General features: G+C 30.7%; 31 protein-coding genes. 30 read left to right on the top strand and 1 reads right to left on the bottom strand.

Annotated elements, in window-relative coordinates; genetic code table 11:
• Positions 1 to 7 precede the first annotated feature (7 nt).
• The 19 genes from CSUB8523_RS08705 (at position 8) to CSUB8523_RS08615 (ending at position 19,045) form a co-directional block, all read left to right on the top strand.
• On the top strand, positions 8 to 946 hold the full coding sequence (locus tag CSUB8523_RS08705) for an ABC transporter permease (protein ID WP_043020429.1): 939 nt from the start codon (positions 8 to 10) through the stop codon (positions 944 to 946).
• Entirely contained in the window at positions 939 to 1,715 is a 777-nt protein-coding gene (locus CSUB8523_RS08700) for an ABC transporter permease (RefSeq protein WP_043020240.1), read from the top strand. The genes CSUB8523_RS08705 and CSUB8523_RS08700 overlap by 8 nt, the downstream gene beginning before the upstream one ends.
• Positions 1,712 to 2,485, top strand: coding sequence for an ATP-binding cassette domain-containing protein (locus tag CSUB8523_RS08695; RefSeq protein WP_043020239.1), 774 nt, complete (start codon positions 1,712 to 1,714; stop codon positions 2,483 to 2,485). The genes CSUB8523_RS08700 and CSUB8523_RS08695 overlap by 4 nt, the downstream gene beginning before the upstream one ends.
• Entirely contained in the window at positions 2,469 to 3,137 is a 669-nt protein-coding gene (locus tag CSUB8523_RS08690) for an ATP-binding cassette domain-containing protein (RefSeq protein ID WP_043020238.1), read from the top strand. The genes CSUB8523_RS08695 and CSUB8523_RS08690 overlap by 17 nt, the downstream gene beginning before the upstream one ends.
• A 119-nt stretch (positions 3,138 to 3,256) precedes the next feature.
• A complete protein-coding gene (locus CSUB8523_RS08685) occupies positions 3,257 to 3,676 on the top strand; it encodes an NAD(P)H-quinone oxidoreductase subunit 3 (RefSeq protein ID WP_043020237.1) in 420 nt (139 codons plus the stop codon).
• Complete coding sequence (locus CSUB8523_RS08680) at positions 3,655 to 4,152, top strand: NuoB/complex I 20 kDa subunit family protein (protein ID WP_039619352.1); 498 nt, start codon at positions 3,655 to 3,657, stop codon at positions 4,150 to 4,152. The genes CSUB8523_RS08685 and CSUB8523_RS08680 overlap by 22 nt, the downstream gene beginning before the upstream one ends.
• Entirely contained in the window at positions 4,149 to 4,943 is a 795-nt protein-coding gene (locus CSUB8523_RS08675; protein ID WP_392389815.1) for an NADH-quinone oxidoreductase subunit C, read from the top strand. Before CSUB8523_RS08680 ends, CSUB8523_RS08675 begins: the two co-directional genes overlap by 4 nt.
• 1 nt (position 4,944) lies before the next feature.
• Positions 4,945 to 6,171 carry an NADH dehydrogenase (quinone) subunit D gene (gene nuoD / locus CSUB8523_RS08670; protein ID WP_043020235.1) on the top strand — a complete coding sequence of 409 codons (1,227 nt, stop codon included), beginning with the start codon at positions 4,945 to 4,947 and terminating at the stop codon, positions 6,169 to 6,171.
• On the top strand, positions 6,168 to 6,395 hold the full coding sequence (locus CSUB8523_RS08665; protein ID WP_043020234.1) for an NADH-ubiquinone oxidoreductase subunit E family protein: 228 nt from the start codon (positions 6,168 to 6,170) through the stop codon (positions 6,393 to 6,395). The genes nuoD and CSUB8523_RS08665 overlap by 4 nt, the downstream gene beginning before the upstream one ends.
• Complete coding sequence (locus CSUB8523_RS08660) at positions 6,392 to 7,108, top strand: hypothetical protein (RefSeq protein ID WP_043020233.1); 717 nt, start codon at positions 6,392 to 6,394, stop codon at positions 7,106 to 7,108. The genes CSUB8523_RS08665 and CSUB8523_RS08660 overlap by 4 nt, the downstream gene beginning before the upstream one ends.
• On the top strand, positions 7,105 to 9,552 hold the full coding sequence (locus CSUB8523_RS08655; RefSeq protein WP_043020232.1) for an NADH-quinone oxidoreductase subunit G: 2,448 nt from the start codon (positions 7,105 to 7,107) through the stop codon (positions 9,550 to 9,552). The genes CSUB8523_RS08660 and CSUB8523_RS08655 overlap by 4 nt, the downstream gene beginning before the upstream one ends.
• Entirely contained in the window at positions 9,549 to 10,547 is a 999-nt protein-coding gene (nuoH, locus tag CSUB8523_RS08650; protein ID WP_043020231.1) for an NADH-quinone oxidoreductase subunit NuoH, read from the top strand. The genes CSUB8523_RS08655 and nuoH overlap by 4 nt, the downstream gene beginning before the upstream one ends.
• A gap of 9 nt (positions 10,548 to 10,556) precedes the next feature.
• Entirely contained in the window at positions 10,557 to 11,189 is a 633-nt protein-coding gene (gene nuoI, locus CSUB8523_RS08645; RefSeq protein ID WP_043020230.1) for an NADH-quinone oxidoreductase subunit NuoI, read from the top strand.
• A complete protein-coding gene (locus CSUB8523_RS08640) occupies positions 11,182 to 11,688 on the top strand; it encodes an NADH-quinone oxidoreductase subunit J (protein ID WP_039664603.1) in 507 nt (168 codons plus the stop codon). Before nuoI ends, CSUB8523_RS08640 begins: the two co-directional genes overlap by 8 nt.
• Complete coding sequence (gene nuoK / locus CSUB8523_RS08635) at positions 11,688 to 11,999, top strand: NADH-quinone oxidoreductase subunit NuoK (RefSeq protein ID WP_043020428.1); 312 nt, start codon at positions 11,688 to 11,690, stop codon at positions 11,997 to 11,999. Before CSUB8523_RS08640 ends, nuoK begins: the two co-directional genes overlap by 1 nt.
• Complete coding sequence (gene nuoL, locus CSUB8523_RS08630) at positions 11,987 to 13,789, top strand: NADH-quinone oxidoreductase subunit L (RefSeq protein ID WP_043020229.1); 1,803 nt, start codon at positions 11,987 to 11,989, stop codon at positions 13,787 to 13,789. The genes nuoK and nuoL overlap by 13 nt, the downstream gene beginning before the upstream one ends.
• A gap of 1 nt (position 13,790) precedes the next feature.
• Complete coding sequence (locus CSUB8523_RS08625) at positions 13,791 to 15,260, top strand: complex I subunit 4 family protein (RefSeq protein ID WP_043020228.1); 1,470 nt, start codon at positions 13,791 to 13,793, stop codon at positions 15,258 to 15,260.
• Complete coding sequence (locus tag CSUB8523_RS08620) at positions 15,260 to 16,657, top strand: NADH-quinone oxidoreductase subunit N (protein ID WP_043020227.1); 1,398 nt, start codon at positions 15,260 to 15,262, stop codon at positions 16,655 to 16,657. Before CSUB8523_RS08625 ends, CSUB8523_RS08620 begins: the two co-directional genes overlap by 1 nt.
• Positions 16,658 to 16,681: 24 nt before the next feature.
• A complete protein-coding gene (locus CSUB8523_RS08615) occupies positions 16,682 to 19,045 on the top strand; it encodes a tetratricopeptide repeat protein (RefSeq protein ID WP_043020226.1) in 2,364 nt (787 codons plus the stop codon).
• Here the strand turns inward: CSUB8523_RS08615 and miaA are convergent.
• Positions 19,028 to 19,912 carry a tRNA (adenosine(37)-N6)-dimethylallyltransferase MiaA gene (miaA, locus tag CSUB8523_RS08610; RefSeq protein WP_043020225.1) on the bottom strand — a complete coding sequence of 295 codons (885 nt, stop codon included), beginning with the start codon at positions 19,910 to 19,912 and terminating at the stop codon, positions 19,028 to 19,030. The genes CSUB8523_RS08615 and miaA overlap by 18 nt on opposite strands.
• A gap of 69 nt (positions 19,913 to 19,981) precedes the next feature.
• Here miaA and mqnP point away from each other — a divergent pair, with 69 nt between their 5' ends.
• The 11 genes from mqnP (at position 19,982) to rsmI (ending at position 26,541) form a co-directional block, all read left to right on the top strand.
• Positions 19,982 to 20,857: a menaquinone biosynthesis prenyltransferase MqnP gene (mqnP, locus tag CSUB8523_RS08605; RefSeq protein ID WP_043020224.1), complete on the top strand. Its 876-nt coding sequence runs from the start codon at positions 19,982 to 19,984 to the stop codon at positions 20,855 to 20,857.
• Complete coding sequence (locus CSUB8523_RS10000; protein ID WP_039664596.1) at positions 20,848 to 21,351, top strand: hypothetical protein; 504 nt, start codon at positions 20,848 to 20,850, stop codon at positions 21,349 to 21,351. Before mqnP ends, CSUB8523_RS10000 begins: the two co-directional genes overlap by 10 nt.
• Positions 21,344 to 21,865: a DUF6115 domain-containing protein gene (locus CSUB8523_RS08595; protein WP_039664595.1), complete on the top strand. Its 522-nt coding sequence runs from the start codon at positions 21,344 to 21,346 to the stop codon at positions 21,863 to 21,865. The genes CSUB8523_RS10000 and CSUB8523_RS08595 overlap by 8 nt, the downstream gene beginning before the upstream one ends.
• Before the next feature lie 9 nt (positions 21,866 to 21,874).
• Positions 21,875 to 22,843, top strand: coding sequence for a GTP 3',8-cyclase MoaA (gene moaA / locus CSUB8523_RS08590; RefSeq protein WP_043020223.1), 969 nt, complete (start codon positions 21,875 to 21,877; stop codon positions 22,841 to 22,843).
• A complete protein-coding gene (locus tag CSUB8523_RS08585) occupies positions 22,843 to 23,592 on the top strand; it encodes a 7-carboxy-7-deazaguanine synthase QueE (RefSeq protein WP_043020222.1) in 750 nt (249 codons plus the stop codon). Before moaA ends, CSUB8523_RS08585 begins: the two co-directional genes overlap by 1 nt.
• Positions 23,589 to 24,173: a 6-pyruvoyl trahydropterin synthase family protein gene (locus CSUB8523_RS08580; protein ID WP_039664592.1), complete on the top strand. Its 585-nt coding sequence runs from the start codon at positions 23,589 to 23,591 to the stop codon at positions 24,171 to 24,173. Before CSUB8523_RS08585 ends, CSUB8523_RS08580 begins: the two co-directional genes overlap by 4 nt.
• Positions 24,173 to 24,373 (top strand): hypothetical protein, encoded by a 201-nt coding sequence (locus CSUB8523_RS08575; protein ID WP_039664591.1) that lies wholly within the window; start codon positions 24,173 to 24,175, stop codon positions 24,371 to 24,373. Before CSUB8523_RS08580 ends, CSUB8523_RS08575 begins: the two co-directional genes overlap by 1 nt.
• Complete coding sequence (locus tag CSUB8523_RS08570; RefSeq protein WP_039664590.1) at positions 24,373 to 24,783, top strand: hypothetical protein; 411 nt, start codon at positions 24,373 to 24,375, stop codon at positions 24,781 to 24,783. The genes CSUB8523_RS08575 and CSUB8523_RS08570 overlap by 1 nt, the downstream gene beginning before the upstream one ends.
• Positions 24,783 to 25,445: a 16S rRNA (uracil(1498)-N(3))-methyltransferase gene (locus tag CSUB8523_RS08565; protein ID WP_039664589.1), complete on the top strand. Its 663-nt coding sequence runs from the start codon at positions 24,783 to 24,785 to the stop codon at positions 25,443 to 25,445. Before CSUB8523_RS08570 ends, CSUB8523_RS08565 begins: the two co-directional genes overlap by 1 nt.
• 77 nt (positions 25,446 to 25,522) lie before the next feature.
• Complete coding sequence (gene rpmE, locus CSUB8523_RS08560) at positions 25,523 to 25,723, top strand: 50S ribosomal protein L31 (RefSeq protein ID WP_039664588.1); 201 nt, start codon at positions 25,523 to 25,525, stop codon at positions 25,721 to 25,723.
• Positions 25,723 to 26,541: a 16S rRNA (cytidine(1402)-2'-O)-methyltransferase gene (gene rsmI, locus CSUB8523_RS08555; protein ID WP_039664587.1), complete on the top strand. Its 819-nt coding sequence runs from the start codon at positions 25,723 to 25,725 to the stop codon at positions 26,539 to 26,541. The genes rpmE and rsmI overlap by 1 nt, the downstream gene beginning before the upstream one ends.
• Positions 26,542 to 26,543: the final 2 nt, after the last annotated feature.

Below are 26,543 nucleotides of genomic sequence, written 5' to 3'. Positions count from 1 at the left end.
AAAACTCATTTTTAAACGCCTGTTATGGGCGTTTTTTTTAATGATTTTTGCAAGTTTTCTTTGTTTTGCGATGGTTTATCATGCTAAAGGAAGTGTGGTTTTTGCTAGTGTGCCTCAAGGAACTAGCTTTAAAATAAAAGAAGAAATCGAGCGTAATTTAAATTTAGATAAACCCTTATTAGAGCAGTATGAAAATTGGCTTTTTAATGCTATGAAAGGTGACTTTTCCTACTCTTTAATCAGCGGAGAAAAAGTTAGTGAGATTTTAAAAGAAAAACTTCCCTATACCATCATACTAGGGAGTTTGGCCTTTTTTGTGCTTTTTGTGTTGTCTTTGGTTTTGGCGCTTTTTTGTGTTCTTTATAAAGATAGTTTTTTAGATAAATTTATTACTTTTTCAACGATGAGTTTTTTTGCATTGCCTGCTTTTTCTTTATCGTTAATGCTTATCTTGGTATTTGCTGTATTTTTTAAGCTTTTTCCAAGTTCTGCGATTGCAGATATTGGCTTTGAAGATGATATACTTAATCGTTTATGGCATTTGTTTTTGCCTGTATGTGCTTTAGTGCTTTCACATTTAGCTGTTTTTGTGCGTTTTATAAGGACAAGCTTGATTGATAGTTTTAATCAAAGCTTCATAGAGAGTGCTTTTGCAAGAGGACTTAGCAAAAGAAGAATTTATTTGCATTTTGTGCTAAAAGATGCGATGGCACCTATACTTGCATATTTTGGTGCTTCTTTTGTAAGTTTTTTAATGGGAACTTATATAGTAGAAAGTGTATTTTCTTATGAAGGCGTGGGAAATTTGGTAATTAAAAGCATATTATTTAAAGATTATCCTGTGGTTTTGGCTGTGGTGATTTTTAGCATTTTAGTGGTGGTGCTTGCAAATTTGATCGTAGAAATAATTTGCAAGATGATTAATCCAAGGTTTGCAAATGCGTAAGTTTTGTGTGATGATGATTTTACTAAGTTTTATTTTAGCGCTTTTTGCACCTTTAATTAGCTCGTACGACCCTAATTTAGTGGATTTAAGCAAGGCCAAAATAGATCCAAATTTAAGCCATATTTTTGGCACAGATTTACTTGGTAGAGATGTTTTTACGCGTATTTTATATGCCTTGCGTGTTTCTTTGTTTGTAGGGATAATGGCGGCATTTTTTAGTGTGTTTTTTGCTTGTGTTTATGTGTTTTTAACAAGATTTTTTGCATATGCGTTTTTTACAAGAGTGCTTGATATGCTTTTAGCGCTACCTTCTTTGCTTGTGATTATGTTTTTTCAAAGCTTTTTGGCAGGATCTTTGTGGAGTATGATTTTTATCATTGCTTTAGGGCATTTTGCTTTTGTGGCAAAAGTGCTTGATACTCAGCTTAATAAATTTCAAAAACTTGAATTTTATCAAAATGCTATTGTGCTAGGATCTAGTAAGATGAAAGCTTTATTCAGTGAGCTTTTTCCTGCTTGCTGGAATTTGCTTTTTGTGCTTTTTGTTTTAAATATCGCTCATGCGATTACAAGCGAGGCTACTTTGAGTTTTTTTGGCTTAGGGGTAGAGCTTTGGACTCCAAGTTTAGGAAATATGCTTAATGAAGCAAGCAAAGCAGTTTTTTTAGGTTTTTGGTGGATGATATTTTTCCCTGCGGTTTTTATACTTGTGCTTATTTTGCCTTTGCTTGCCTTGGGTAATGATTTACAAGAAGAGATTAAAGTATGATAGAAATTTCAAATCTTAATCTTAGTTTTAAAGACAAAATCTTATTAAAAGATATAAATCTTAATTTAGAAGATGGCAAAGCTTTGGCTATTATGGGTAAAAGTGGAGTAGGAAAAAGCTTGCTTTTAAAAAGTATGATTAGGCTTTTTGATAAGTATTATAAACTCAATGCGCAAAAATTTAGAATTGAACGAAAAGGTATTTTGGACTTAAAAGAAAAAGAGCTAAATGCGTTAAGAGCTAAGATAAATTTACTATTTCAAGATGTTTATGGGAGTTTTTATCCTCTTGTTGATATAGGGAGTTATTTTAATATAGTTTTAAAAACTCATACTAATTTAAGTACAAAAGAGATCAAAGAAAAGGCCTTTTATTATTTTGAGTGTTTAGGGCTTAAAAATCATGATCTTTTGTGGCATTCTTTTATATACCAACTAAGTGGTGGCATGGCAAGGCGCGTTCAAATAGCCCTAGCTTTGCTAAGTGAGGCCAAGTATTTGTTGTGTGATGAGATTACAAGCTCACTTGATAGAGTTAATGAGGAAAAAATCATTACTATTTTAAAAGAACTAAAAGCACAATTTAAAAATCTCATTTTCATCACTCATGATATAAATTTAGCTAAAGAGCTTTGCGATGAGGTGGCCATCATAGAAGATAAAACTTTGATTTATCAAATACCTATAAAAGAATTTTTAAGTAACCCAAAGGGTGTTTTTGCTAAAGAATTGTTAAACTATTTCGAGAAGGAAAATGTTTTTAGAAGTTAAAAATTTAAGTAAATCTTACAAATTTAAAAAACATTGGTATTTAAAGGAAGAGGAAATTTTTGTTTTCAAAAATGTGAGTTTTTCTTTAAATCAAAATGAAAATTTATTGCTTTGTGGGGAAAGTGGTAGTGGTAAAAGTACTTTGGCTAAAATTCTTTGTATGCTTGAATGTGCAAATACTGGAGAAGTTTTGTTTGAAAATGAAAATATATTAAATTTAGATTTTAACGCTCAAAGAAAATTACGTCAAAAAATACAATATATTTTTCAAGATCAAAAACTGGCTTTAAATCCTTATAAAAGCGTTAAAAAACTTTTGCTTGATGTGTATGAAAATTTTAAACTTAAACCTGATTTTGAAGAACTTTTTAAGCTTTTTGATGTTTTTGAGCTTGAAAAAGATATTTTAAATTTAAAACCTTCCAAATTAAGCGGTGGTCAGAGTCAAAGATTAGGTTTGATTAGAGCTTTGCTTTTAAAGCCAAAATTACTTATCTTAGATGAAATCACAGCAGCACTTGATATAACAACTGCTTGTAAAATTCTAAATTATTTATATGCTTTTCAAAAAAAATACGATATTACTTATATTTTTATTTCTCATCAGGAAAAAATCTTACAAGATATTTGTCATAAAAAAATATTTTTATAAAAAGATAAAAATTGTTTCATTTTGAAATACATAAAAATTTATTTTTTTGATAATAAGTTTTTATATAGCTAAGTTAAAGTAAAATAAAGTTTAACTATGTATGAGTAAAAGGTTTTACTATGACGCACGCAACCATAGAGCATCAGTATTTTGGTATCTTTGCGATGCTTATTATCGCAAGTGTGATATTCTTTACTTTGGTATATATTTCTTCAAAAATAGGTTCCAAGCTTGCCTCTCATAATAGAAAAAAACTAGGACTAGGAATTTATGAGTGCGGACCTATGGCTTCAAAACAAGCAAATAAAATCAATTCTCAATTTTTTGTTTTTGCTTTGATTTTTATTTTGCTTGATATTGAAGTGGTGTTTTTATTTCCTTGGGCGGTGATTTTTAAAGATTTAACCGCGGAGCTTTCAAAATACGGCCTATCTTTATTTGTCTTAGTGGAAGTATTTGTTTTTATTTTATTGCTTGCAGTAGGCTTTTTATATGCTTATAAAAAAGGAGCATTCGCATGGCAGAGTATCAAAAAATGAGCAATGCACCAGTTGTTTTAACTACGGTTGATAAACTAGTCCAATGGGGAAGAAGTAATTCTTTATGGGCGCTATCTTATGGACTTGCCTGTTGTGCTATTGAGATGATGGCAGCAGGTGGTGCAAGATATGATTTTGATAGATTTGGAACGATTTTTAGAGCAAGCCCAAGACAGTCTGAAGTGATGATTATAGCAGGCACTTTAAGTAAAAAACACGCCGAATTTACAAGAAGACTTTACGATCAAATGCCTGATCCTAAATGGGTTATTTCTATGGGTTCTTGTGCAAATACCGGTGGTATGTTTAATACCTATTCTACTGTCCAAGGGGTTGATAGAATCATTCCGGTGGACATTTACGTGCCAGGTTGTGCTCCACGGCCTGAAACTTTTCAATTTGCTTTGATGATTTTACAAAAAAGAATTCGCAAAGAAAAAGCGAGTAGAAAAATCGCTCCAAAAAGGCTTATATAATGAGAAAATACAGCGATAAAAAAAATGCCCAATTAAAAAATTATTATGAAGATAGATTTTACCATGCACCTATGACTAAAAAACTAAGTATAGAAGGTAGTATTTTTGAAAGTGACCATCAAATTTTAAGCCAAAAATTTGAACTAAAGAGTTCTTTTATCGAACTTGATTTTTGGGTGATTGAAATAAACAAAGATGATAATGTTGCTATTTTAAGTTGCTTGAAAAAACTAGGCTATGAAGCTTTTAATGATGCAAGTGCGCTTGATTTTGTCGCACAAAAACAAGGGTTTGAAGTGTATTATCAGCTTTTAAATATGGAGAAGAATTTAAGAGTGAGAGTGAAAACCTTTGTTGGTTTAAAAGAAAGACTTCAAAGCGTTATGAGTGTTTTTAAAGGGGCTAATTGGTGTGAGAGAGAAATATATGATATGTTTGGAATTTTCATCATCAACCATCCTAATTTAAAAAGACTTTTAATGCCTGATGATTGGTATGGACATCCTTTTTTAAAAAGCTATCCTTTGCATGGTGATGAATTTGCTAAATGGTATGAGATAGATAAAATTTTTGGAAAAGAATACCGCGAGGTAGTGGGTGAAGAAAATAGGGATCCAGGTTTTGTGGATGAAAAAGACACGCTAAACTTTAGCAGAATTTATCATGAGGTTGGCAAGGGTGAAGCTCCAAGGGAAGAGAAGTACTTGCAAGAGTATCAAGAAGAAGGTGGCGTGCCTTTTGTAAAAAAAGTTAAAAGAATGCAAGCAAAATTTTTAGACAAGAGAAGATAAAATGCAAATTTCTACTAAATTAAAACCTTATTATGAAAATATAAGCTTCGAGCGTGAAGATGGCACGATGATCGTTAACCTCGGGCCTCAACATCCTAGTGCACACGGAAATTTACGCCTTATTTTAGAGCTTGATGGAGAAGAAATCACCAAAGCTGCTCCTTGTATAGGTTATATGCACCGTGGTATGGAAAAAATGGCTGAAAATATGATCTATCAAGAGTTTATCCCAACAACAGATAGAATGGACTATATCGCAGCAAGCGCAAACAACTATGCTTATGTGGCTGCTGTAGAAAAACTGTGTGGTTTGGAGATCCCACGTAGAGCAAGCGTGATAAGAATGATTTTGCTTGAATTAAACCGCATTGCTTCGCATTTGTTATGGCTTGCTACACATGCGCTTGATATTGGTGCGATGACGGTATTTTTATACTGCTTTAGAGAGCGTGAGTATGTGCTTGATTTGATAGAAAAGTATTGTGGTGCAAGATTGACACATTCTTCTATGAGAATAGGTGGGGTAATGCTTGATTTGCCTGAAGGTTTTTTAGATGAGCTTTTAGCATTTTGCAATAAATTTCCAAATGATATAAAAGATTATGAAGCCTTGCTTGATGATAATAGAATATGGCGTGCAAGAACTGAAAATGTAGGTGTTGTAAGTAAAGAACAAGCTTTAAGTTGGGGTTGTAGCGGGGTTATGTTAAGAGGAAGCGGTATTGCTTATGATATTAGAAAAGAAGAGCCATATTTGCTTTATGATGAGGTAGATTTTGGTGTGCCTGTGACTAAAATGGGCGATTCTTACGCAAGATATAAGATTTATATGCAAGAATTTAGAGAAAGCTTGAAAATTTTAACCCAATGTGCTAAGCTTTATCAAGATACCCCACCTGAAATTTTATGCAATCACCCTGAGTACGTAAGTGCCTCTAAAGAGCAAATTATGACACAAAATTACTCACTAATGCAGCATTTTGTTTTGGTAACTCAAGGCTTAAAACCACCAAAAGGAGAGGTATATGTGCCAACTGAAAGTCCAAAAGGAGAACTTGGATTTTTTATCCACTCAGATGGCAGTGGTAGGCCATATAGATTAAGAGCTAGAACTCCTAGCTTTTTTCACTGTGCGTTTTTAGAAGAAATGCTTGTAGGGTCTTATTTAGCCGATGCAGTTGCTATTTTAGGAAGTATTAATATAGTTTTAGGTGAGATAGACCGATGAGACGTGTAGATTTAAGAAAAAGTCAAAATTTATTTGAAGATTTAAAACAAATCATTCAAAATGCTTATATAGGTGAAGTTTTAGTGGTTTTGTTTGAGATAGGAGACTTTTCTAATGTGGAAAAAAGTTTTGCCTTTGTAAAAGAGCAAAATTGTGAACTTTTGAATTCTTTAAAATTCAATCAGGTGGATTGGACTATAGTATTGAAAAAGGTAGGACAATGAAATTAGCAAAATACCAAGAAGGTTTAAATGCTTTGTGCTTTGTGGATTTGCTTTCTTTAAAAAATCCTTCGCTTTGTGCTAAATTAAGTCAAAGTAAAAACTACAATATCTCTTGTATAGAAGATAAAAACTTAAAAGTAAATTTTTATAAATGTGAAATTGCAAGTGTGTCTTTTGTGCTTGCTTTACTTTGTAAGATGGGCATAGAAAATGAATTTAATGAGCTTGATGAGGGATATTTGAGTGCTGAATCTTGTTTTGGCGAAGAAGAGGCTTTGGAAATTTTAGATTTTTTAAAAGAAGCAAAATGCATTATTTTTGATGAAAACTTATATCAGCATAAAGATTTTGAAAATATCAAATATTTTTTAGAAAAGCTTTGCCATAAATTTAATCTTTTGCTGATTTGTTCTAATGAAAACGAAGAAAACTTACAAATACAAAAATCTTTTACTGAGCTTTTAGAGCTGGATAATTTTGATGGAACTATCATTATGCAAACACCTTTAAAAGATAAAGAGCTTCATTGTTCTCCATCTTTTGCCTTGATTGCTAAGGTTAAGGATGAGGATAAAATTATCTTAAAAATAAACGCTCAAGAATTTACAACTATGGTAAAAATCAATCATGATTTAAAAGGTACGGTAGCTTTGTTTAATTATAAAAGCACTGATTTTGCTTTTTCAAAAGCTCAAGTTAAGGTTATAAAATGAAAGTTATCATTAATGGTATAGAATGTGAGGCAAATGAGGGTGAGTATATTTTAAATGTCGCAAGAAAAAATGATATTTTCATTCCTGCTATTTGTTATTTAAATGGTTGTTCTCCGACTTTAGCCTGTCGTATGTGTATGGTAGAAGCTGATGGTAAAAAGGTTTATTCTTGCAATACTAAAGTAAAAGAAGGTATGATTATAGAAAGTGATTTGCCTAATTTATGGGATGAGCGTAATGCTATCATGCAAGCTTATTGCATTAACCATCCTTTGCAATGTGGAGTATGTGATAAATCCGGCGAATGTGAACTTCAAAATTTTACACATAAAGCAAGAGTAAATGTGCAAAATTATTGGATCAAAGATACTCATAAAGAGCATAAAAAATGGGGTGAGATTAATTACGATCCGGCTTTGTGTATCGTGTGTGAAAGATGTATTACGGTATGTAAAGATAAAATAGGCGAAAGTGCTTTAAAAACTACTCCAAGAGGAGCAAGCGCACCTGATGCAAGTTTTAAAGAGAGTATGAGTAAAGATGCGCTTGCAATTTGGACTAAATTTCAAAAAAGTTTAATCGCACCAAGTAATGGCGATGTGCTTGATTGTTCTTTTTGTGGAGAGTGTACAAGTGTGTGTCCTACCGGGGCTTTGGTGGGGTCAGCTTTTCAGTATACATCTAATATTTGGGAGTTAAAAAGAATTCCAGCTAGCAATCCACATTCAAGTGATTGCGAGTTGATGTATTATGATATTAAACAAACTAGCATTAATAATCAAAAAGAGAAAATTTATAGAGTAAGTAACGACTTTGCCTTTGCTACTTTAAACAAAGCCGCAAGATATGGTTTTAACACTCAAAATGAAATTCAAGCCAAAGGTGAAAAAGCTTTTGAAAAACTTGTTAATATGATAAAAAATGATGAAATAAAAAATATTGTTTTTAATAGCTTTATTACCAATGAAGAAGCTTTGATTTTGCAAAATTTAAGCAAGAAATTTAACCTTCATCTTATAAACCATGAGGCTAAAAAATTTCAGGATTTTCTAGCTTGTTTTTATCAAAACGCAAACGCAATGTACAATGCAAATTCAAACGATATCACGCAAAGTGACTTTTTAATCATCGCAGGTTCATTTTTGCGTTATGATGCTCCAACTTTAGGATACAAAGTCAACAATGCTTTGGTGATGAATAAAGGAGCAGGGCTTTATTTTCACCCTATAAAAGATAAAGGCATAGACAAATACTCTAAAAATTTCTTACAAGTTAATCATGATGTTAAAGACAATGAAGGTATTTTAATGTTTATTTTGCAAAAATTTGCAAAAGAGCTTCCGGCTGAACTTCAAAATGAGTTAGAAAAAGCGTACTATCAAGATACAAAAGAAATAGAAGAAACAGTCAATGAAGAAGTAATAGAGAAAATAGAAAAGCAAAATGAAGATGGTCAAACCATTATAGAAGAAGTGAAAAAACTTGTACCTAAAAAGGTGAAAAAAAGCATTGAAGTGCAAAGATCAAGCTATGCAAAACTTCTTGGTATTGATGAGGATATTTTCGAGAATTTACTTGCAAAAAAACAAAAATTTACGCTTGTTATTGGAAGTGATTTTTACTATGATGAACAAAGTGTTAAGTTGGCAAAACTTTGTGCTATGGTGCAAAAATATACTGACTTTAAAGTCTTTTTAAATCCAACCTGCACCAATACTTTGGGTGTGAGTTTGATTTGTGATTTAAAACAAGATCTTCAAGCAGGAAAGACACTAGGTTATAACGAAAAAGGTGATTTTAGTTTTTCTTATGAAGGAGATCTTGCGAGTTCTAGTTTAAATCAACAAGAAGGTAGTTTTGTTAATTATGATAAAAGATTGGTGCCTACAAATGCAGCTTTAGAATTTAAAGGATATTTTTTAAATGATTTGGCAAATGCCCTAGGTTTTGATGAAGAATTTACGATCAACTATACCCAGCTTTTACCACAAAATAAAGGCTTTAGAGCAATCAAATTTGATGATTTGGAAAATTACTATGATAATGGAGGCATAAATCATAGAGGCTATGAGCTTGATTTTTCTCATTTTGAGTTTGAAAAAGTCTTAGCAGCACAAGAAGCGCAAATGCAAAATGAGGGAAATTTAACCTTATATCATGCAAATAGCATTCATCAGTTTTCAAAGCTTAGTAATAGAGCCTTTAACGAGGTTGGGGTTTTATTTTTATCTCCTGATTTAATGCAAAAATTTGAACTAAGTCAAAATGATAGTGTGGTTTTGAAAAATGAAAAAATTCAAGTTGCTATTAGTGTTAAATGCGATGAATTGTTAGAAAATGCTGCATACTTAGGAGACTATGATAGTAAGATTGATTATAAATCTTTATTTAAGCATACGCGATATGTGAAAGTTTGGCTTGAAAAAGCAGGAGCTAAAATATGAGTGATATTACTTTTTTTATTATAGAAACGATTGTTAAATGCGTGCTTGTTATAGCTATTTTTGCTACTTTGGCGGGTTTGGCAACTTATCTTGAAAGAAAAGTTTTGGCTTTGTTTCATCGTCGTTTGGGGCCTGATATGGTAGGTCCTTTTGGTTTACTTCAAGTGGTTGCTGATATGATTAAGCTTTTTACCAAAGAAGATATTGTTCCAACTTATGCCCAAAAAGTGGTATTTTTGATCGCTCCATTGATTGCAGCAATTTGTGCTTTTGTGGCAATCGCAGCTATCCCTATTTTTCCTGAATTTACTTTATTTGGTAGAGTTATTCGTCCTATTGTCGCTGATATTAATGTTGCTTTGCTTTTTGTTATAGGCATGGGGGGAGTTAGCTTTTATGCGATTTTTTTGGGCGGTTTGGCAAGCAATAACAAATGGTCGTTGTTAGGTGGTGCTAGAGGACTTGTGTCTATCATTTCTTATGAGAGTGTTGCGGGGCTTTCTTTGGTGTGTGTGGTAATGCTTGTTGGATCCTTATCTTTGGTGGATATTAATAACTATCAAAGCGATGGTATACTTTCTTGGCTTATTTTTAAACAGCCTCTTGCTTTTGTTTTGTTTGTTATAGCTATTTTCATAGAAACTAATAGAACCCCGCTATGTTTAAGTGAAAATGAAACCGAGCTTGTTTCGGGATATGGCACTGAATATAGTGGTCTTAGATGGGGTATGTTTTTTATCGGTGAATATACTGCCATGATTACGGGTGCGATCATGATATCACTTTTATTTTTAGGTGGATTTAATGACTTTTGGATTATACCAGGAGCTATCATGATGCTTTTGAAGGTTTCTTTTGTGTTCTTTTGGTATTTTTGGGCTAGAGGAGCATTTCCCCAACTACGCCCTGACCAAGTGATGAGAATGTGCTATTTGATTTTAATACCTTTGGCGGTTTTAAATTTATTAATTAGCGCTTTAGTGCTTGTGATATAAGGAAAAACAATGAAAAAGGGTTATTTTAAAGTAGATTTTGAGCGTAAAAATCCACAAACTGCTTATGAAAAGCTGATACAAGTAATCAAGCGTTCACTAAATACAGAACTTTTTGTGGGGTTATTTGTAGTTTTAAGAGAAATGTTGAAGAAAAATAATAGTGCGACAATTAAATATCCTATGGAAAAAGTTTCATTAGATAATCGTTACCGCGCTGTGCATCGTTTAATGCGTTTTATTGAAAGTGAAAATGAATGTTGTATTGGTTGTGGCTTGTGTGAAAAAATTTGCATTAGTAATTGTATTAGAATGGAAACAAGCTTAAGTGAAGATGGTCGTAAAAAGGTTGAAAATTATAGTATCAACCTAGGACGTTGTATTTATTGTGGTTTTTGTGCTGATGTTTGCCCTGAATTGGCCATTGTACATGGTAAAGAGTATGAAAATGCAGCTGAGCAACGATCTTATTTTGGTCAAAAACAAGACTTTTTAACCCCTATTGATGAGCTTAAAAATCAAGTTGTTTTTGAAGGTAGTGGTAGTCTTAGAAAAGATGCTGATACTTTAGTAAAGAAAACCCCAAATTATTATGAGATAGATTTGCAAAGACAACAAGATGCTCCAAAGGAAGAAAATGTTTGAAATCATAGCTTTTTGTATATTAAGTATTTTGGTGCTGGGATTTTTCTTGATTAGTGTTTTAAGCACAAGTGTGCTTTATGCTATTAGTTCTTTAGCAGCTGCGATGGTTTTTTTAAGCGGATTTTATTTTTTGCTGAATGCCGAATTTATTGGAGCGATTCAGATTATCGTTTATAGTGGAGCTATTTTAGGGCTTTATAGTTTTGCGATGATGTTTTTTGATGCTTCGATTAAAGTAAAAGAAAGTCTAAAAGGCAAAAGAGTGTTTATTTTTGCTGTAATTTTTAGTGCAGTTTTGTTGATTAGTATCATCATGGGGTATAATTTTGGCTTAAATGAAAACACTCAAACTTATGATCTTAGTTCTACCGAGCAAATTGGCTTTGCTTTGTTTACAAAATATATGCTTGCTTTTGAATTTATGGCTATTTTGCTTTTGATAGCTTTGGTGTGCGCTATAGCGCTAACTCAAAAAAATATAAAAAAGGATGAGCAATGATGTTAGAAAAATACTACATTGTGGCTATTTTGATGTTTATCATTGGTCTAATAGGCATTATCAAACGCCAAAATTTAATTATGCTTTTTATTTCAAGTGAAATTTTATTAAATGCTGCTAATTTAGCTTTAGTTACAGTAGGTGCTTCGCATAATGATATCGAGGGGCAGATTTTTGCTTTATTTGTTATGGGGGTTGCAGCTTGTGAGGTTGCAGTTGGGATAGCGCTTTGTGTTTTATGGTATAGAAAAACAGGAACATTAGAGCTTAGCTCTTTAGCTGAAAAAGGAGAAACAAAATGCAAAATCTAGCTTTGGTGGCGCTGTTTTCACCTTTGATTTCAGCGGTTATTTTAGGTGTTTTTGCTTTTAGTGGCAAAAGGATTATTTTAGGTTATATAGCTTCATTATTGATCGCTTTTTCAGCTATCTCCTCACTTGTTTTATTAAGCAAAGGAATACATTTTAATTTCGAGCTTGGTACATGGATATCTTTAGTAGATGTGAATTTTGGGTTTAAAATAGACTCTATTACCTTAATCATGATGTGTGTGGTTAGTATAGTTGCAGCTTTTGTGCATTTATATAGTATCTTTTACATGGAGCATGATGAGGGATATAATCGTTATTTTAGTTACCTAGGGCTTTTTGTATTTTCAATGATGTTTTTGATCATGAGCGATAATTTCTTAGGTCTTTTTATAGGATGGGAAGGTGTTGGGCTTTGTTCATGGCTTTTGATAGGGTTTTGGTATCACAATGAAAAATACACTTTTGCTGCAAATGAAGCCTTTATCATGAACCGTATAGCTGATTTAGCTTTGCTTTTGGGAATTTTCTTAATTTATATCGAATTTAATTCTTTAAAGTATGATGAGTTTTTTGCGCTTTTATCACTAGGACATGAAGACAATACGATTTTAATTTTGATTGCGATTTTACTGTTTATTGGCGCTATGGGTAAATCCGCGCAATTTCCTTTTCACACTTGGCTTGCCGATGCAATGGCAGGACCTACTCCAGTATCTGCACTAATCCATGCTGCGACCATGGTTACTGCTGGGGTTTATTTGGTAATTCGTGCAGGAGAGCTTTACTTGCAAGTTCCTGAGGTGGGGTATTTTGTTGCTATATTAGGAGCTTTTGTGGCACTTTTTGCTGCTTCTATGGCTATGGTAGCTAAAGACTTAAAAAGAATTATTGCTTACTCAACACTTTCTCAACTTGGGTATATGTTTGTAGCAGCAGGTCTTGGAGCGTACGCAATAGCTTTGTTTCACTTGGCAACGCACGCGTTTTTTAAATCTTTGTTATTCTTAGGTGCAGGAAATGTAATGCATGCGATGAATGATAAGCTTGATATTAGCAAAATGGGTGGTCTTTATAAAAGCATGCGTGTTAGTGCGATTTTAATGCTGATAGGTTCTTTAGCCTTGGCAGGAATTTATCCATTTGCAGGTTTTTTCTCTAAAGATTTGATATTAGGTTTTGCTTTTATTAGTCATCATCACGGAATTTTCTTAGCGCTTTTAATCGCTGCTTTTATGACAGCTTTTTATAGTTTTAGACTTTTGATGTTAGTGTTTTTTACTCCAAAAAGACACGAAGAGCACCCTCATGAAGCTAGTAAGATTGCTTTACTTGCAATGAGTCCTTTGGCTTTGCTTGCAATTATCGCAGGATTGTTTGAGCATAGTTTTATGGAATTTGTTGGTAGAAATTTAGCTTTTATTGATGGGCAAAATCCATTGGTTATGGTGCTTGCAAGTGCTGCGGCTATACTAGGTGTGCTTTTAGCTATCATAGCTTATTGGAAGGATTGGTTTAAACCTTCACTTTCTAAAACAAGTATATATAAGCTTTTGTCGAATGAATATTATATACCAAAATTTTATCATCAATTTATTGTGGGCAAATATGCATTGTTTTGTGAATTTCTAAGAAAAAGCGATAAGGAAATTTTGGACACTTTGGTTAATAGCATAGCGTTTTTCCTTAGAAGCTTTGCTAGATTTCTTAGCGTGGGTAAGGATTATTCTTTGGTGTTGAGAATTTCGATTTTAGCTTTTGTGTGTTTATTTTGTTTGGCTTTGGCGGTGTAAAATGCTTAGTTTGTTAATGTTATTTCCATTTTTTTCAGCTTTTGTGGCTTTGTTTTTGCAAAAAGAAGATAGTAAATCTTTTGCTATTTTAGTAAGTTTTTTGATTTTAGCTTTAAATGTGTTTTTGTTGTTAAATTATCATGGTGGTATAGCTTATGAATTTAGTTTAAATTCTTTAATTGTTAATTTTCATATTGGTGTTGATGCTATAGCACTTTATTTGATGTTACTTTGTTCTATTATGATCTTTTTATCTTTTGTGTGTTTGGATATACAAGATAAAAGTGTTGTTGTAAGTATATTTTTATTGCAATTTTGTATTATAGGATTATTTGCTTCATTAGATGCATTGTTATTTTATGTGTTTTGGGAATTTTCTCTTATTCCTCTTATTTATTTAATAGGAAGATATTCTAACAACTATAAAGCAGGGATTAAATTTTTTATTTATGCATTTTGTGGTTCTATGTTAATGCTTTTGGCTATTATCTATGTAGGATTTTTGTATTATCAAAATTTTGGTTATTGGAGTTTTGATTTGTTGGCTTGGTATAAAAGTGAATTTTTTATACCTGAAAATGCACAAAACCTTGTTTTTTTAGGATTTTTTATCGCTTTTGCGATCAAAAGTCCTTTGTTTCCTTTTCATACTTGGGCACCTAAAGTTTATGCTAAAAGTCCAACGCTAGTGTCTGTGATGCTTGTTAGTTTTAAAATGGCTCCTTTTGGCTTTTTAAGATTTATTTTGCCTTTAACGCCTGATACTTTAAATCATTATTATTCTTTACTTGCTGTTTTATGTATAGTTGGGATTTTATATGCAGCTTTGATTGCTTTTAGAACTAAGGATTTAAAAGAGCTAATTGCTTATAGTTCTATTTCGCATTTGGGTGTAGTGATTTTAGGGATTATTACTTTTACTTATAATGGAGTAAGTGGTTCTGTATTTTATATGTTTGCTCATGGTATTGTGACAGGAGGTTTATTTTTAGCAGCTTATATGCTTTATAAAAGATACCATACTTTTGATTTGGATTTTTATAAAAATTTGGCTAAAAATACTCCTTTGTTTAGCTTCTTTTTCGCGGTATTGTTGTTTTCATCTATCTCGCTACCTTTAACGATTTCTTTTGTTGGAGAGTTTTTGATCTTACAAGGTGTTGCGAGTGTGAATTTATGGTACGCTTTGTTTGCAGGTGGGGTCATTATCTTAGGTGCGATTTACATGTTAAATATTTATAGAAATATGTTTTTTAACGCTAGTGAGGAAAAATTAGAAAAATTGGTACTAAAAAAAGGTGAAATTTTTGTTTTAAGTGTGTTGAGTGCTTTGGTGATCTACTTAGGTGTGGCGCCAAGTACAATGCTTGATCAAATTGCTTCTAATGTTAATACTGTTCTTGAGATTATGCAAACAAGAAATATTGCAATAGAAAATCAAAAGATCATAGATAGTATAAGAGGTTTTTAATGGGTGATTTTAGTTTAGACAAATTAAATTTTGTATTATTATTTCCTGTGTTGTCTTTGCTTTTTTGGGCTATTGTGTTGCTTTTGCTGGGAGCGTTTAAAAATCTTTCAAGAAATTTTTATATCGGAGCAAGTGTTATAGCTTTGCTTAGTACTTTGTGCTTTTTGTTGGTTTGCAATGGCTTTGGGCTAAAAGATTCTCATGCTTTCTTTGGATTGTTTGTTAGTGATAATTATGCCATTTTTGCTCAAATTGTAATTTTGGCTTTCTCGATGCTTTATTTACTGATTGATAAAGATGAACAAAAACCTGAATTTTTCTCTTTGTTTTTATTTATGGTTGCATCGTTGATTTTAATGGTTTCTAGCACTAATTTAATTGTTATTTTCTTGGCATTAGAAGGTTCATCTTTAGCACTTTATACACTCATTGCTTTAAGAGGCACTCATAATGCTGTGAGTTCTAGCATTAAGTATTTTACTTTGGCTGCGGTTGGAGCTGGATTTTTTGTGTTTGCGTGTGCTTTTGTGTATTTAAAAACTAAGTCTTTAGATTTGGATAATTTATTGCATTCTGAATATATTTCAGATCCTATTTTGCTTTGCGCAGGAGTGATGTTTTTGGTGATAGTTGGCATAAAGCTTTCTATTGCGCCTTTTCACTTTTGGCTAAAAGATGTATATTGTGGAGTGCATACTAATTTTATAGCTTTTATTTCTATTGTGCCAAAAATTACCATGATCATAGTGGTTTTGAGAATTTTTTCTGCCTTAGGAGGTGGAGTGAAATTTGAATATATAGTGGCATTATTAGCTATTTTTTCTATGTTGACAGTTAGTATCGTAGCTTTAATTCAAAAAGATGCAAAGAAAATGCTCGCATATAGTTCGATTACACATTCTTCTTTTATATTAGCTGTTATTGTTTCGAGTATGAGTGTGAGTTCTCAAGGAGATGGCACTTCTTACTTGCTTTCAATTTTTGCTTTGTTTGTGTATTGGATTTCTTTTGCATTTGCAAATTATGGAATTTTCTTGATTTTAAGTTTATTTCAAAAAAGTTCGTTTGAGAGTTTTTCGGGTTTGTTTGATCAAAGACCTGTTTTGTCAGTCGTTTTAGCTATTTTTATTTTATGTATAGCGGGCATACCACCTTTTGGTATCTTTTGGGGTAAAATTTTAATTTTAGTTTCTATCTTAAATTCAGGATATTATGTGCTTGTGTTTGCCATAGCTTTAAGTTCTATGATCATGCTTTATGCGTATTTGAAGATTTTAATTTATATTTTCTTTAAAAAAGGACAAGAAATAGAAGCAGGAAATTTAGATGTAAAACAAAAAGTGGTTTTAAGTCTATGTCTTGTAGGAAGTCTTTCATGTGTGTTTTTGCTTTTGTAAAATAATATTGCTATAATCACGCTTATGTTAAGGTTTTTATTTTTATTTTTACTCAGTATAAGCTATGTGTTTTCATTTGAAATTGTTGTTAATCAAGGGGAGGAACATAACCGACCCTTTACGCTTTTACATTTAAAAGACAATAAAGAATTTACATGTAAAAGTGTTTTTGAATTTGAAAAAATACACTTTGAATGTAATGTTTTAGGTGTAAGCAGTATGCAGTTTCAAAACAAGGAATTTGATGACTTTTCGATTTTTTTTGAAAAACACCAAACTTTTTTAACAATCAAAATTTATCCTAAAATACTATCTAAAATGTTTAGCTATTCTCAAGATATCTTTAATGCCAAAGAAATTGAAAGCCAAAGCGGTGATCAATCCAAACATTTTGTATTTATTTTTACTAAAGATTTGCGTTATTTTAAACCTAGCGATGGACTTAATTTTGATATATACTTTGACAACGCACTTATGCCTTACATTGGCGCTTTAGATTTAAATTCTAATCCTATAGAAACTTCAAAAAGTGCTGATTTTAATACTTATTTTAATATCAAGCAAGAATATGAAGCAAAAAAATATGATCAAGTTTTAAGAGATGCAACCAATGCTGTTAAGCGTTATCAAGGTAGTGTATTTATGAATGAGTTTGAGTTGTACAAGTTAAGAGTGCAAAATAAACTTTTTACATACGAGCTTGATAAAGATCAACAGGTCTTAGAGCAAATGCTAGGAGATGCAAAAAAATGGCTAAGGACTTATATTAACGACAAAGATTATACAGAAGTTATGTATATTATGATGAGAATTTATATGGGCTTATCGCAAAGATCAAATGTCGAATACATCATCGATACTTTAAATACAGAGCATAAAGGTGACAAATACACCATTATGGCTTTGCTTGATTATGCAGACTATTTGTACCATTTGGGTAAAAAAAATACTGCAAATAATATTTATCAAGATGTGTATTACTCTACACCAGATGCTGATTTGGCAAGTAGAGCTGCATTGTTTTTGGCAAGAAATTATTTAGAAATGCAAAATGTCAAAGAGGCTAAAGAGCTTGTTAGTAAAATTTTAGACTCTAATCCTCAATTTTTTATGAGTGATTTGGGTAATTCTTTGTTAGTAGCAAGGGCATTTAGCAATAATAGGGCGTATGATATTAGTTCTAAAATTTATGAGTATATTTTCACACATTTAAGTAAGGTTGAAAATGAATACGAAAGAGTGCTTAAGGATCTTGCTTTGTCTTTGCTTAATGCAAATGAACACACAAAAGCACAAAAATATCTTGATTTATATGCAGAGGAATTTCCTTTAGGAGAATTTTTAAGTTTAATTAAAGAAGCACAAGATAAAAATTTCTTGTATCTAAAAGATACTAATGCAAGCTTTTTACATCAAAGATATGAGGAGATTATGCAAAAGTATGCCGGTGAAATTGCTAGTAAGGCTTTATTTGATAATGTTGAATTGTATTTTCAAGAAAAAAATTACGAAAAAGTAGTGGCATATCAAAAAGATATAGAAAAATATTCTAACAAGGAAATCAAAAAATTATTAGAGCAGGCTGCGATTTTGGTTTTAGATCAAAAATTAAAAAATGATGAGTGCTTAGACGCGGTCAAAATTTATGAAGATTTTAAAGCTTATAATATAGGAAGTAAAATTCAAAATAAAAAACGAATGCTTGAATGCTTTAAGCGCACAACGCGTATGGAAGAAGCAAAAAAATATATCATTGAAAATGAAAATGATGATATTATTTTTTATAAACTTCAAAGTGCAGATTTGGCTTTAAAAGACAAGAACTACCAAAATGCTATAAAGATGATTAATGATATTTTAAACACAAGAACCATTATCAGTGATAATGAAAAATTTGAGGCAAATTATATTAAGTTTTTTGCTGAACTTAAATTGCAAGATTATAATGCTATGATAAGAACTTTGCAAAAACTAGAGCAATTTCCGATGAATTACCGCATGGTGGAGTTGTATTATGAGTTTTTGCGTTATTGTGAGAGAAATAATTTCATCACAAGCATTTTAACATATGCTCCAAAGGCAATTGATTATCAAAATTTAATAGGGGTAAATCTTTTTAGCCCAGATTTAGAGTTTATCTACATCAAAGCACTAAGACAAAGCAATCAAGCACAAAAAGCATTGACTTTGTTTAAAGATTTGTTGGCAAATCCTTTAAAAGATGATGAACGCGCGCACACATTTTATATGCAAAGTAATGTATATGAAGATTTAAATCAAACAAATCAACAAAGACAAAGTTTGCAAAAATGTTTAGATATTAATGCAACAAGTAATTGGCAAAATTTGTGTAAAGACAAATTAAATGTCTTAAACACTCAGCCTTGATATTTTTTTTAAAATATAAGCTTTTAAATTTTCATAGGCATTTTGAAAATCTAAAATTTCTTTATTGAATTTTTTATTAAAAGTTCTTTGTCTTTTGGCAAGTTGTCTTGTGTGGATGATGATGAGTTCTTCAAGCTTATTTAAATTTATTTTTTTATCTAAAAAATCTTTGCATTCTTTTAAACCTATGGAATTTAATGCTTTTAAATGATGATCATAATTATCAAATAACATTTTAGCTTCCTCTATTAAACCCTCATTTAGCATATTTTTAGTGCGTTTGATAATGCGTTTTTCTAAAAGATCTTTTTGCCAAGAAATTTCAAAAATATCAAGTTTTTTAATCAAAGCTTCTTGTTTGGTTTCTTTTAAAACTTCACTTGGAATTTTATTAGTTTGCTCATAAATTCCAAGCCATTTTTTCAAACGATAAGTATCGTTTTTTTCTATTTTTGCTTGTGGGTCAATTTTTATCATTAAATGATAAATTTCATCATTACTTAGCGTGCTTTGGCTTTCTTTAAAATTTTCACTCAAACCATCCATTAAGGCTTTTAAATAAAAACTAGTTCCACCTGTGATAATAAGCATTTGATTGTTTTTTTGAGCAAAATCTTTAGCTTTTTTGTATTCTTCAAAAAACAATGCGATGTTGAAATGCTCATTGACATTTAATAAATTTATACCAAAATAATCAAGCTCATTTAGGGTTTTTTGCTCTGTTTTTGCTGAAGCGATCTCGATTTGTTTATACACACAAAGACTATCAAGGCTTAAAATACTTGCATTAAATTCATAGGCTAGTTTATTGGCAAGTTCTGTTTTACCACTTGCAGTGGTTCCAATGAGTGCAAATTCAAAAAACATCGTAAAAATATCCTAAATTTAAAATTATTTTAGTAAAATCATAACAAAAATATATTATAAAGAGAAAAAATGCCTATATTAAAAGAAAAATTGAAAGATATTTTAGAGTTGATTGTTTTTAAGCATTCTATTTTTGCTTTACCTTTTTTATTTACTTCAATGATTGTAGCTTCTGTTATTTTAAATGATAGCACTTGGTTTGGCTTTAAGGCTTTGTTTTTGGGTGTTATCTGTGCAGTGAGTGCAAGAAATTTTGCAATGGCAATTAATCGTTTAATGGATGAGGATATTGACAAAAACAATCCAAGATGTGTAAATAGACCTAATATTGATGGGCGCATAGGTAAAATTAGTATTTTACTTTTTATTATTTTAAACGCTATTATTTTTGTTTTGGCAAGTTATTTTATTAATAAATTAGCCTTTGCTCTTTCTTTGCCAGTATTATTTATTTTAGCTATTTATTCAATTTTTAAAAGATTTTCATCCTTAGCACATTTAGTATTAGGATTTTGCTTAGGGCTTGCTCCTATTGCAGGTAGCATTGTGGTTTTGGGAAGTATTGAAATTTATAGTGTGATTTTGTGTTTGGGTATCACTTTTTGGACAGCTGGCTTTGATTTGCTTTATGCTTTGCAAGATATGGAGTATGATAAAAAAATGGGTTTGCACTCTATACCTGCTAAATTTGGACTTGAAACAACCTTATTTATCTCAGCATTTTGTCATGTTTTAGCAGTGCTTTTTTGGCTTTTATTTGTTTGGGTAGCTCCAACAGGAAATATTGCCTTTTTAGGTGTGATAATTAGTGCGATTATTTTATTTTTTGAACACCACATTGTTAGAAAGAATTTTGCAAAAATTGATAAAGCATTTTTTACTTTAAATGGTTATTTAAGTATGGTGTTTTTTATATTTATTTGGGTTGATCTTTTATGGAGATAAAATTTTTTAAAAGCTCGTTAGAGCTTGAGTTTGAAGAGAGTAAAGAAAGATATGAAGAGTTTTTGCAAGAATATCTTTCAAGTAATAATTATGTCAATTTAAGCAAATGGAAAAAACTTGCCTCAAGAGTGGAATTTAGCGAAGGTGAGCAAATTATTTTTGATTTACTTATGGGTATAAAACAAGAATTGTATTTGATAAAAAATGATATCAATAAAACAAAATTATTTATAGATTTAAAACATAAAGCCTTCGTAGAGGGTGTAAATTTTGCACACATTCAGTTTAAAGACAAGTGCTTGGTTCAAGATGAGGAATATTATGCAAGATTTGAATTAAATGGTCAAAAAATTAGTATTTTTTTTAGAGCCTTAAATGAAAATGAGGCAAAAATTACACAAATAAAAGCAGAAGATGAGCTTGCGTATGATAATTTTGTGGCAAATATGCAAAGAGCGATGATTAAGATTTTAAAGGAGCAAGAAAATGGGTAGTGATTTATTATTGTGGCTTGTGGTAGCTTTATTAATTTTTGCTATGTTTGCTTATATGATGATAAAAGAAAAAGAAAATATTGCTAAAATTAATGAGCTTGGTAAGATGATTGAAGATTTAAACAAGCAGTATCATTATTTAAAAAAAGAAAGCTTAGATGAACAAGAGCAAGAAAAAGAAGAAATAGACGCTGAAGCTATTAAAGAAGAATTAAAAGAAGAGCTTTTGCAAGTATTAGAACAAAAAATAAATCAAAATATCCTTCCTATTTTAAATGCTTTAAAAGAAGTGGAAGAAGTTATTGAAGAATTTCAAAGTGAGCAAAAAAATCGTTTATTAAATTTAGAACAAAAAACTCAAAGTATTACAAAATTAAGCCCAAGTTATGATAATGAAGAGCAAAAAGTAATAGAGCTTTTTAATCAAAAAAAATCCATAGAGCAAATTGCTAAAGATTTGCGTATAGGTATGGGTAGGGTTGAGCTTATTTTGAAATTTAATAAATTGCTATAAAGGCCTTTGATGTTAGTAGATAGCTATGGAAGAGTGATTGATTATTTAAGAATTTCAGTAACACAAAGATGTAATTTTCGCTGCCTTTATTGTATGCCAAAAACTCCATTTGAATGGAGTTCCAAAGAAAACCTTTTATCATTTGAAGAACTTTTTATGTTTGTTAAAGTTTGCATTGATGAAGGGGTTAAAAAAATTCGCATTACAGGTGGTGAGCCTTTAGTAAGAAAAGATTTGTATAAATTTATTGCTATGATTAGTGAGTATAAACAAGATATAGACTTAGCACTTACTACTAATGCTTCTTTATTAAAACAACAAGCAAAAGATTTAAGACAAGCAGGTTTAAAAAGAGTTAATATCTCACTAGATACCTTAAAAGAAGAAATAGCTTTTAAATTAGCTCAAAAAAATATACTTAAAGATGTGTTAAATGGTATTAATGAGGCTTTAGAATTAGGCTTTAAGATTAAATTTAATACTGTAGCGCTTAAGGGGATTAACGATAGTGAATTTATTGATCTTTTAGAATTTGCTAAAGTGTGCAAAAGCCAAATTCGCTTTATAGAATTTATGGAAAATTATCATGCTTATGGAGATTTAAAAGGCTTAAAATCAGCAGAAATTTTAAATATTATTGCTCAAAAATATTCTTTTAAACAAGGACAAAAAAGTCCAAATGCACCTGCGAGTATTTATGAGCTTGAAGATGGGTATGAGTTTGGTATTATTGATCCACATAGTCATGATTTTTGCGATAGTTGTAACCGTATAAGACTTTCTGCTGAAGGTCTTTTGATACCTTGTTTGTATTACGATGAGGCCTTAAGCATTAAAAAAGCTATACGCAATAAAGACATAGCAGGAGCATGCGAGGTTTTAAAAACGGTGATAAAAAACAAATCAGAAAAAAACAGATGGGCTGAAAACGAAAACAATCAAAGTTCAACAAGAGCTTTTTATCAAACAGGTGGATAATGGAAGTTGTCGAAACTTTTTTAAGCTTGCAAGGTGAGGGAAAATATAGCGGAAATTTGGCTGTTTTTGTTAGATTTGCTGGGTGTAATTTTAACTGTATTGGCTTTGGGGTGAAAAAAGAGCAAAACTCTAAAATACTTTTAGGGTGCGATACCATTAGAGCGGTTTTTACTCAAGAATTTAAAGCTTGTTATCAATCATATAAAACAAAAGAACTTTTTGATGAGGTTGTAAAACTCGCAAATTCACACCAAGCTATAGTTGTCATTACGGGCGGAGAACCTTTGTTGAATTATCAAAAACCAGAATTTTTGTGTTTTGTTAATTTGCTTTTAGAAAACGATTTTAAAGTACATTTTGAAACCAATGCAAGTATTGAAATTGATTTTGAAAAATATCCACTGTATAAAAAATGTTATTTTGCTTTAGGGGTAAAGTTAAGTAATAGCGGAGTAAAAAAGGAAAAAAGAATTAATGAAAAAGCTTTAAGAGCTTTTAAAAAATATCCTAGAGATAGCTTTTATAAATTTGTTTTAGATAGGGATTTTTTAGAGGAGAATAAAGCCCTAGAAGAAATCAAAGAAATCTTACAAATTTGCAAAAATGAAGTTTTTTGCATGCCTATGGGTGCAAATGGATTAGAAATTTCTAAAAATGCCTTAAGTGTTGCTGAATTTTGTATAAAAAATGGATATAATTATTCTGATAGAATGCATATTAGAATTTGGGGAGATAAAGAAGGCGTATGATTATTAGAAAAATGTTTGAATTTGAAAATGCTCATATTGTTAGATTTTGTAGCTCCAAACGATGTAAAACGAGTATACATGGACATTCTTACAAGGTAGAAATTTTACTTGAAAGCCAATATCTTGATAATGCTGGAATGGTGTATGATTTTGGTTTGCTAAAAGATGAAATTAAGCAAATTATCGATAGTTTTGATCATGCTATTACTTTATACCAAGATGATGACAAAGCTTATTTAGAAGATATGAAAAAACACTCTCAAAGATGGGTAAGTTTACCTGTGAATGTCAGTGCAGAAAATTTTGTACGCATATTTTTTGTACTGATTGATACCTTGCTTTTAAAAACTAAGATGGTTAATGGTGAGCAAGGTGTTAGTTTAAAAAGTATTATTGTGCACGAAACAAGAACAGGTTATGCGCAAGGTTTTAGAGAAGATGCTTATAGTGAGTTTTTATCAAAGATCAATCTAGCGGATATTGAATTTTCACAAGCTATAATTGATGAATGGAAAGATAAAGATTTTTTTAAAAAACTTCAAGATTCAAATTTTGTTTTTGTTAATCAAAAGGAGGTATGATGAAAAAGGTTTTATTAATTGTGCCATTATTGCTTTTTATAGCTTGCTCAAACCAAGAAAATACAACCACAAAAAAAGAAGTACAAACCGAACAAGTTCAAATTGAGCAAAGTGATTCTAATGTCATTATAGACGATGAAACACTTCCTATACCTGTAGATGATGATATCAAAGATGAAAATAGCACACAAGGACAGTGATGGATCAAGGTTATGAGTTTTTTTTAGCATTGCATGTGTATAGTTTATATGCAAATGGCTTTTTAATGTTGTTTTATTTATATTTAACTCAAAGTAGTTTTTCGCAAGAGTTTATTTTTATAAAAAGAATTCGCCTATTTTTACCAATTTATTATTTATTTTTAGCAATTACACTTTTTACAGGAAGTTTGCTTTGGGCTTTAAAGCATTTTGAGCTAAATCTTTATATACTTTCTATGTGGTTTTGTTGGATTTTGATTTTTGCTTTGGCTATTTATCAATTTGTTTTATTTAAAAAAGCAAGATTGTTTAAGCGTTATACTAAATTTAGATTTTTAAGCTTTTTTATTCTGTGTTTGGGTATATTTTTACTTTTTGTGCCTTATTTGCTTCAAAGGTTTTATTTTTAATGCGATTTTTATATCACCCACAAAGCGGTATTTTAAATTTAGAGCTAGAAAATGAAGCTTTTTTACACTTAAAGGCTCGAAGAATTAAAGTAGGCGATAAAATCATATTAAAAAATTTAAAAGATTTTTTTGCTTATACTTATGAATGCATAGAGCTTTCTAGATGCTCTTGCGTATTAAATTTACTTGATAAAAAAGAAGAAAAACAAAAATTAAAAACATATTTACACTTAGCCTTAGCAGTGATTGATCCAAAAATTATAGAAAAAACTTTGCCTTTTTTAAATGAACTTGGAGTGGCAAAGCTTTCTTTTGTGTATATGGATTATTCACAAAAAAATTTTAAGTTAGATTTTAAAAGAATGGAAAAAATTCTTATAGAGTCATCACAACAATGCGGTCGTGCTTCTTTAATGGAGCTTGAAATTTTTGATGATTTTAAAAAAATTCAACAAGTTTATGAAAATATTGTTTTGATAGACTTTGAAGGTGAAGATTTGATGAGTTTTGAACCTAGTAAGCATGTATTTTTAATAGGTGCTGAAGGTGGATTTTCGCAAAATGAAAGAGATGGGGATGTAAAAAAAGCAAAACTACATGCTGATTTTATACTTAAAGCACAAACAGCTTTAATAGGGGTTGCTTCAAAATTCATAATTTAAAAACACGCTTAAATTTAGCTATTTTTTATATAATAATTTATATAATTATGCCTTAATGTTTTGAAAAAGGATAAACAATGAAAAAAGAAATTCACCCAGAGTATGTAGAATGCAAAGTTAGTTGTGCTTGTGGAAATTCTTTTACTACTAAGTCAAATAAATCAGAAATTAAAGTTGATATTTGCTCAAGTTGCCATCCATTTTTTACAGGTAGTGAAAAAATCGTAGATGCTGCGGGTCGTGTAGAGAAATTTAAGAAAAAATACGCAATGCAATAATGTTATATTTTATTCCTACGCCCATAGGAAATTTAAACGATATTTCTTTTCATTCTTTAGAAATTTTACAAAAATGCAAGCTCTTTTTATGTGAAGATACAAGAGTTTGCAAATCTTTAATTCATCTTCTTAATGAAAAATTTAATTTAGAAATAAAGCCTGATAAATATATAGCTTTACATACTCATAATGAAAAAGATTTTTTAGCAAAAATAGATGAGATTTTTTTTGAACAAGATATTGCATATTTGAGTGATGCAGGTATGCCAGGTATTAGCGATCCAGGGCAGTTTTTAATCGAATATGCTATTAAAAACAATATTGACTATGAAGTCTTAGCAGGATCAAATGCTGCTTTGCTTGCATTAGTTTCAAGTGCGTTTTGTAAAAAAGAATTTATTTTTATGGGTTTTTTGGCCAATAAAAATCCTCAAAGACAAAAAGATATTGAAAATTTAATGCTTAACCCTTATCCTAGTATAGTTTATGAAGCACCCACTAGAATACTTAATTTGGTAGAAGAAATTAGTAAAATTGATCCTTTAAGAGAAATTTTTATCATAAAAGAAGCAACAAAGAAATTTGAAACTAAATTTAGAGCAGGTGTTTTAGAGATTTTAAAAAAAATAAAAACAATGGATTTGCGCGGTGAATGGTGTGTGGTGGTAAATGCCAAAGAAAAGCAATTTCATCAAAATATCTTGTGTGAGCAAGATATTTATGAACTTGATTTGCCTTTAAAAACAAAGGCAAAACTTCTATCAAAAATCAATGCAAAATCTCCAAAAGAAAATTATCAAAAACTGCTTTTAAGTTGAAT

It is taken from the genome of Campylobacter subantarcticus LMG 24377, from assembly GCF_000816305.1.
Lineage (GTDB): Bacteria > Campylobacterota > Campylobacteria > Campylobacterales > Campylobacteraceae > Campylobacter_D > Campylobacter_D subantarcticus.
This window is presented reverse-complemented; position numbering and strand designations above follow the sequence as displayed.

Bases quoted from the DNA above. Each gene is read 5' to 3' on its own strand.
- CSUB8523_RS08700 (WP_043020240.1), top strand. From the start codon at position 939: ATGCGTAAGTTTTGTGTGATGATGATTTTACTAAGTTTTATTTTAGCG.
- CSUB8523_RS08695 (WP_043020239.1), top strand. From the start codon at position 1,712: ATGATAGAAATTTCAAATCTTAATCTTAGTTTTAAAGACAAAATCTTA.
- CSUB8523_RS08690 (WP_043020238.1), top strand. From the start codon at position 2,469: ATGTTTTTAGAAGTTAAAAATTTAAGTAAATCTTACAAATTTAAAAAA.
- CSUB8523_RS08685 (WP_043020237.1), top strand. From the start codon at position 3,257: ATGACGCACGCAACCATAGAGCATCAGTATTTTGGTATCTTTGCGATG.
- CSUB8523_RS08680 (WP_039619352.1), top strand. From the start codon at position 3,655: ATGGCAGAGTATCAAAAAATGAGCAATGCACCAGTTGTTTTAACTACG.
- nuoD (WP_043020235.1), top strand. From the start codon at position 4,945: ATGCAAATTTCTACTAAATTAAAACCTTATTATGAAAATATAAGCTTC.
- CSUB8523_RS08665 (WP_043020234.1), top strand. From the start codon at position 6,168: ATGAGACGTGTAGATTTAAGAAAAAGTCAAAATTTATTTGAAGATTTA.
- CSUB8523_RS08660 (WP_043020233.1), top strand. From the start codon at position 6,392: ATGAAATTAGCAAAATACCAAGAAGGTTTAAATGCTTTGTGCTTTGTG.
- CSUB8523_RS08655 (WP_043020232.1), top strand. From the start codon at position 7,105: ATGAAAGTTATCATTAATGGTATAGAATGTGAGGCAAATGAGGGTGAG.
- nuoH (WP_043020231.1), top strand. From the start codon at position 9,549: ATGAGTGATATTACTTTTTTTATTATAGAAACGATTGTTAAATGCGTG.
- nuoI (WP_043020230.1), top strand. From the start codon at position 10,557: ATGAAAAAGGGTTATTTTAAAGTAGATTTTGAGCGTAAAAATCCACAA.
- CSUB8523_RS08640 (WP_039664603.1), top strand. From the start codon at position 11,182: ATGTTTGAAATCATAGCTTTTTGTATATTAAGTATTTTGGTGCTGGGA.
- nuoK (WP_043020428.1), top strand. From the start codon at position 11,688: ATGTTAGAAAAATACTACATTGTGGCTATTTTGATGTTTATCATTGGT.
- nuoL (WP_043020229.1), top strand. From the start codon at position 11,987: ATGCAAAATCTAGCTTTGGTGGCGCTGTTTTCACCTTTGATTTCAGCG.
- CSUB8523_RS08625 (WP_043020228.1), top strand. From the start codon at position 13,791: ATGCTTAGTTTGTTAATGTTATTTCCATTTTTTTCAGCTTTTGTGGCT.
- CSUB8523_RS08620 (WP_043020227.1), top strand. From the start codon at position 15,260: ATGGGTGATTTTAGTTTAGACAAATTAAATTTTGTATTATTATTTCCT.
- CSUB8523_RS08615 (WP_043020226.1), top strand. From the start codon at position 16,682: ATGTTAAGGTTTTTATTTTTATTTTTACTCAGTATAAGCTATGTGTTT.
- miaA (WP_043020225.1), bottom strand. From the start codon at position 19,912: ATGTTTTTTGAATTTGCACTCATTGGAACCACTGCAAGTGGTAAAACA.
- mqnP (WP_043020224.1), top strand. From the start codon at position 19,982: ATGCCTATATTAAAAGAAAAATTGAAAGATATTTTAGAGTTGATTGTT.
- CSUB8523_RS10000 (WP_039664596.1), top strand. From the start codon at position 20,848: ATGGAGATAAAATTTTTTAAAAGCTCGTTAGAGCTTGAGTTTGAAGAG.
- CSUB8523_RS08595 (WP_039664595.1), top strand. From the start codon at position 21,344: ATGGGTAGTGATTTATTATTGTGGCTTGTGGTAGCTTTATTAATTTTT.
- moaA (WP_043020223.1), top strand. From the start codon at position 21,875: ATGTTAGTAGATAGCTATGGAAGAGTGATTGATTATTTAAGAATTTCA.
- CSUB8523_RS08585 (WP_043020222.1), top strand. From the start codon at position 22,843: ATGGAAGTTGTCGAAACTTTTTTAAGCTTGCAAGGTGAGGGAAAATAT.
- CSUB8523_RS08580 (WP_039664592.1), top strand. From the start codon at position 23,589: ATGATTATTAGAAAAATGTTTGAATTTGAAAATGCTCATATTGTTAGA.
- CSUB8523_RS08575 (WP_039664591.1), top strand. From the start codon at position 24,173: ATGAAAAAGGTTTTATTAATTGTGCCATTATTGCTTTTTATAGCTTGC.
- CSUB8523_RS08570 (WP_039664590.1), top strand. From the start codon at position 24,373: ATGGATCAAGGTTATGAGTTTTTTTTAGCATTGCATGTGTATAGTTTA.
- CSUB8523_RS08565 (WP_039664589.1), top strand. From the start codon at position 24,783: ATGCGATTTTTATATCACCCACAAAGCGGTATTTTAAATTTAGAGCTA.
- rpmE (WP_039664588.1), top strand. From the start codon at position 25,523: ATGAAAAAAGAAATTCACCCAGAGTATGTAGAATGCAAAGTTAGTTGT.
- rsmI (WP_039664587.1), top strand. From the start codon at position 25,723: ATGTTATATTTTATTCCTACGCCCATAGGAAATTTAAACGATATTTCT.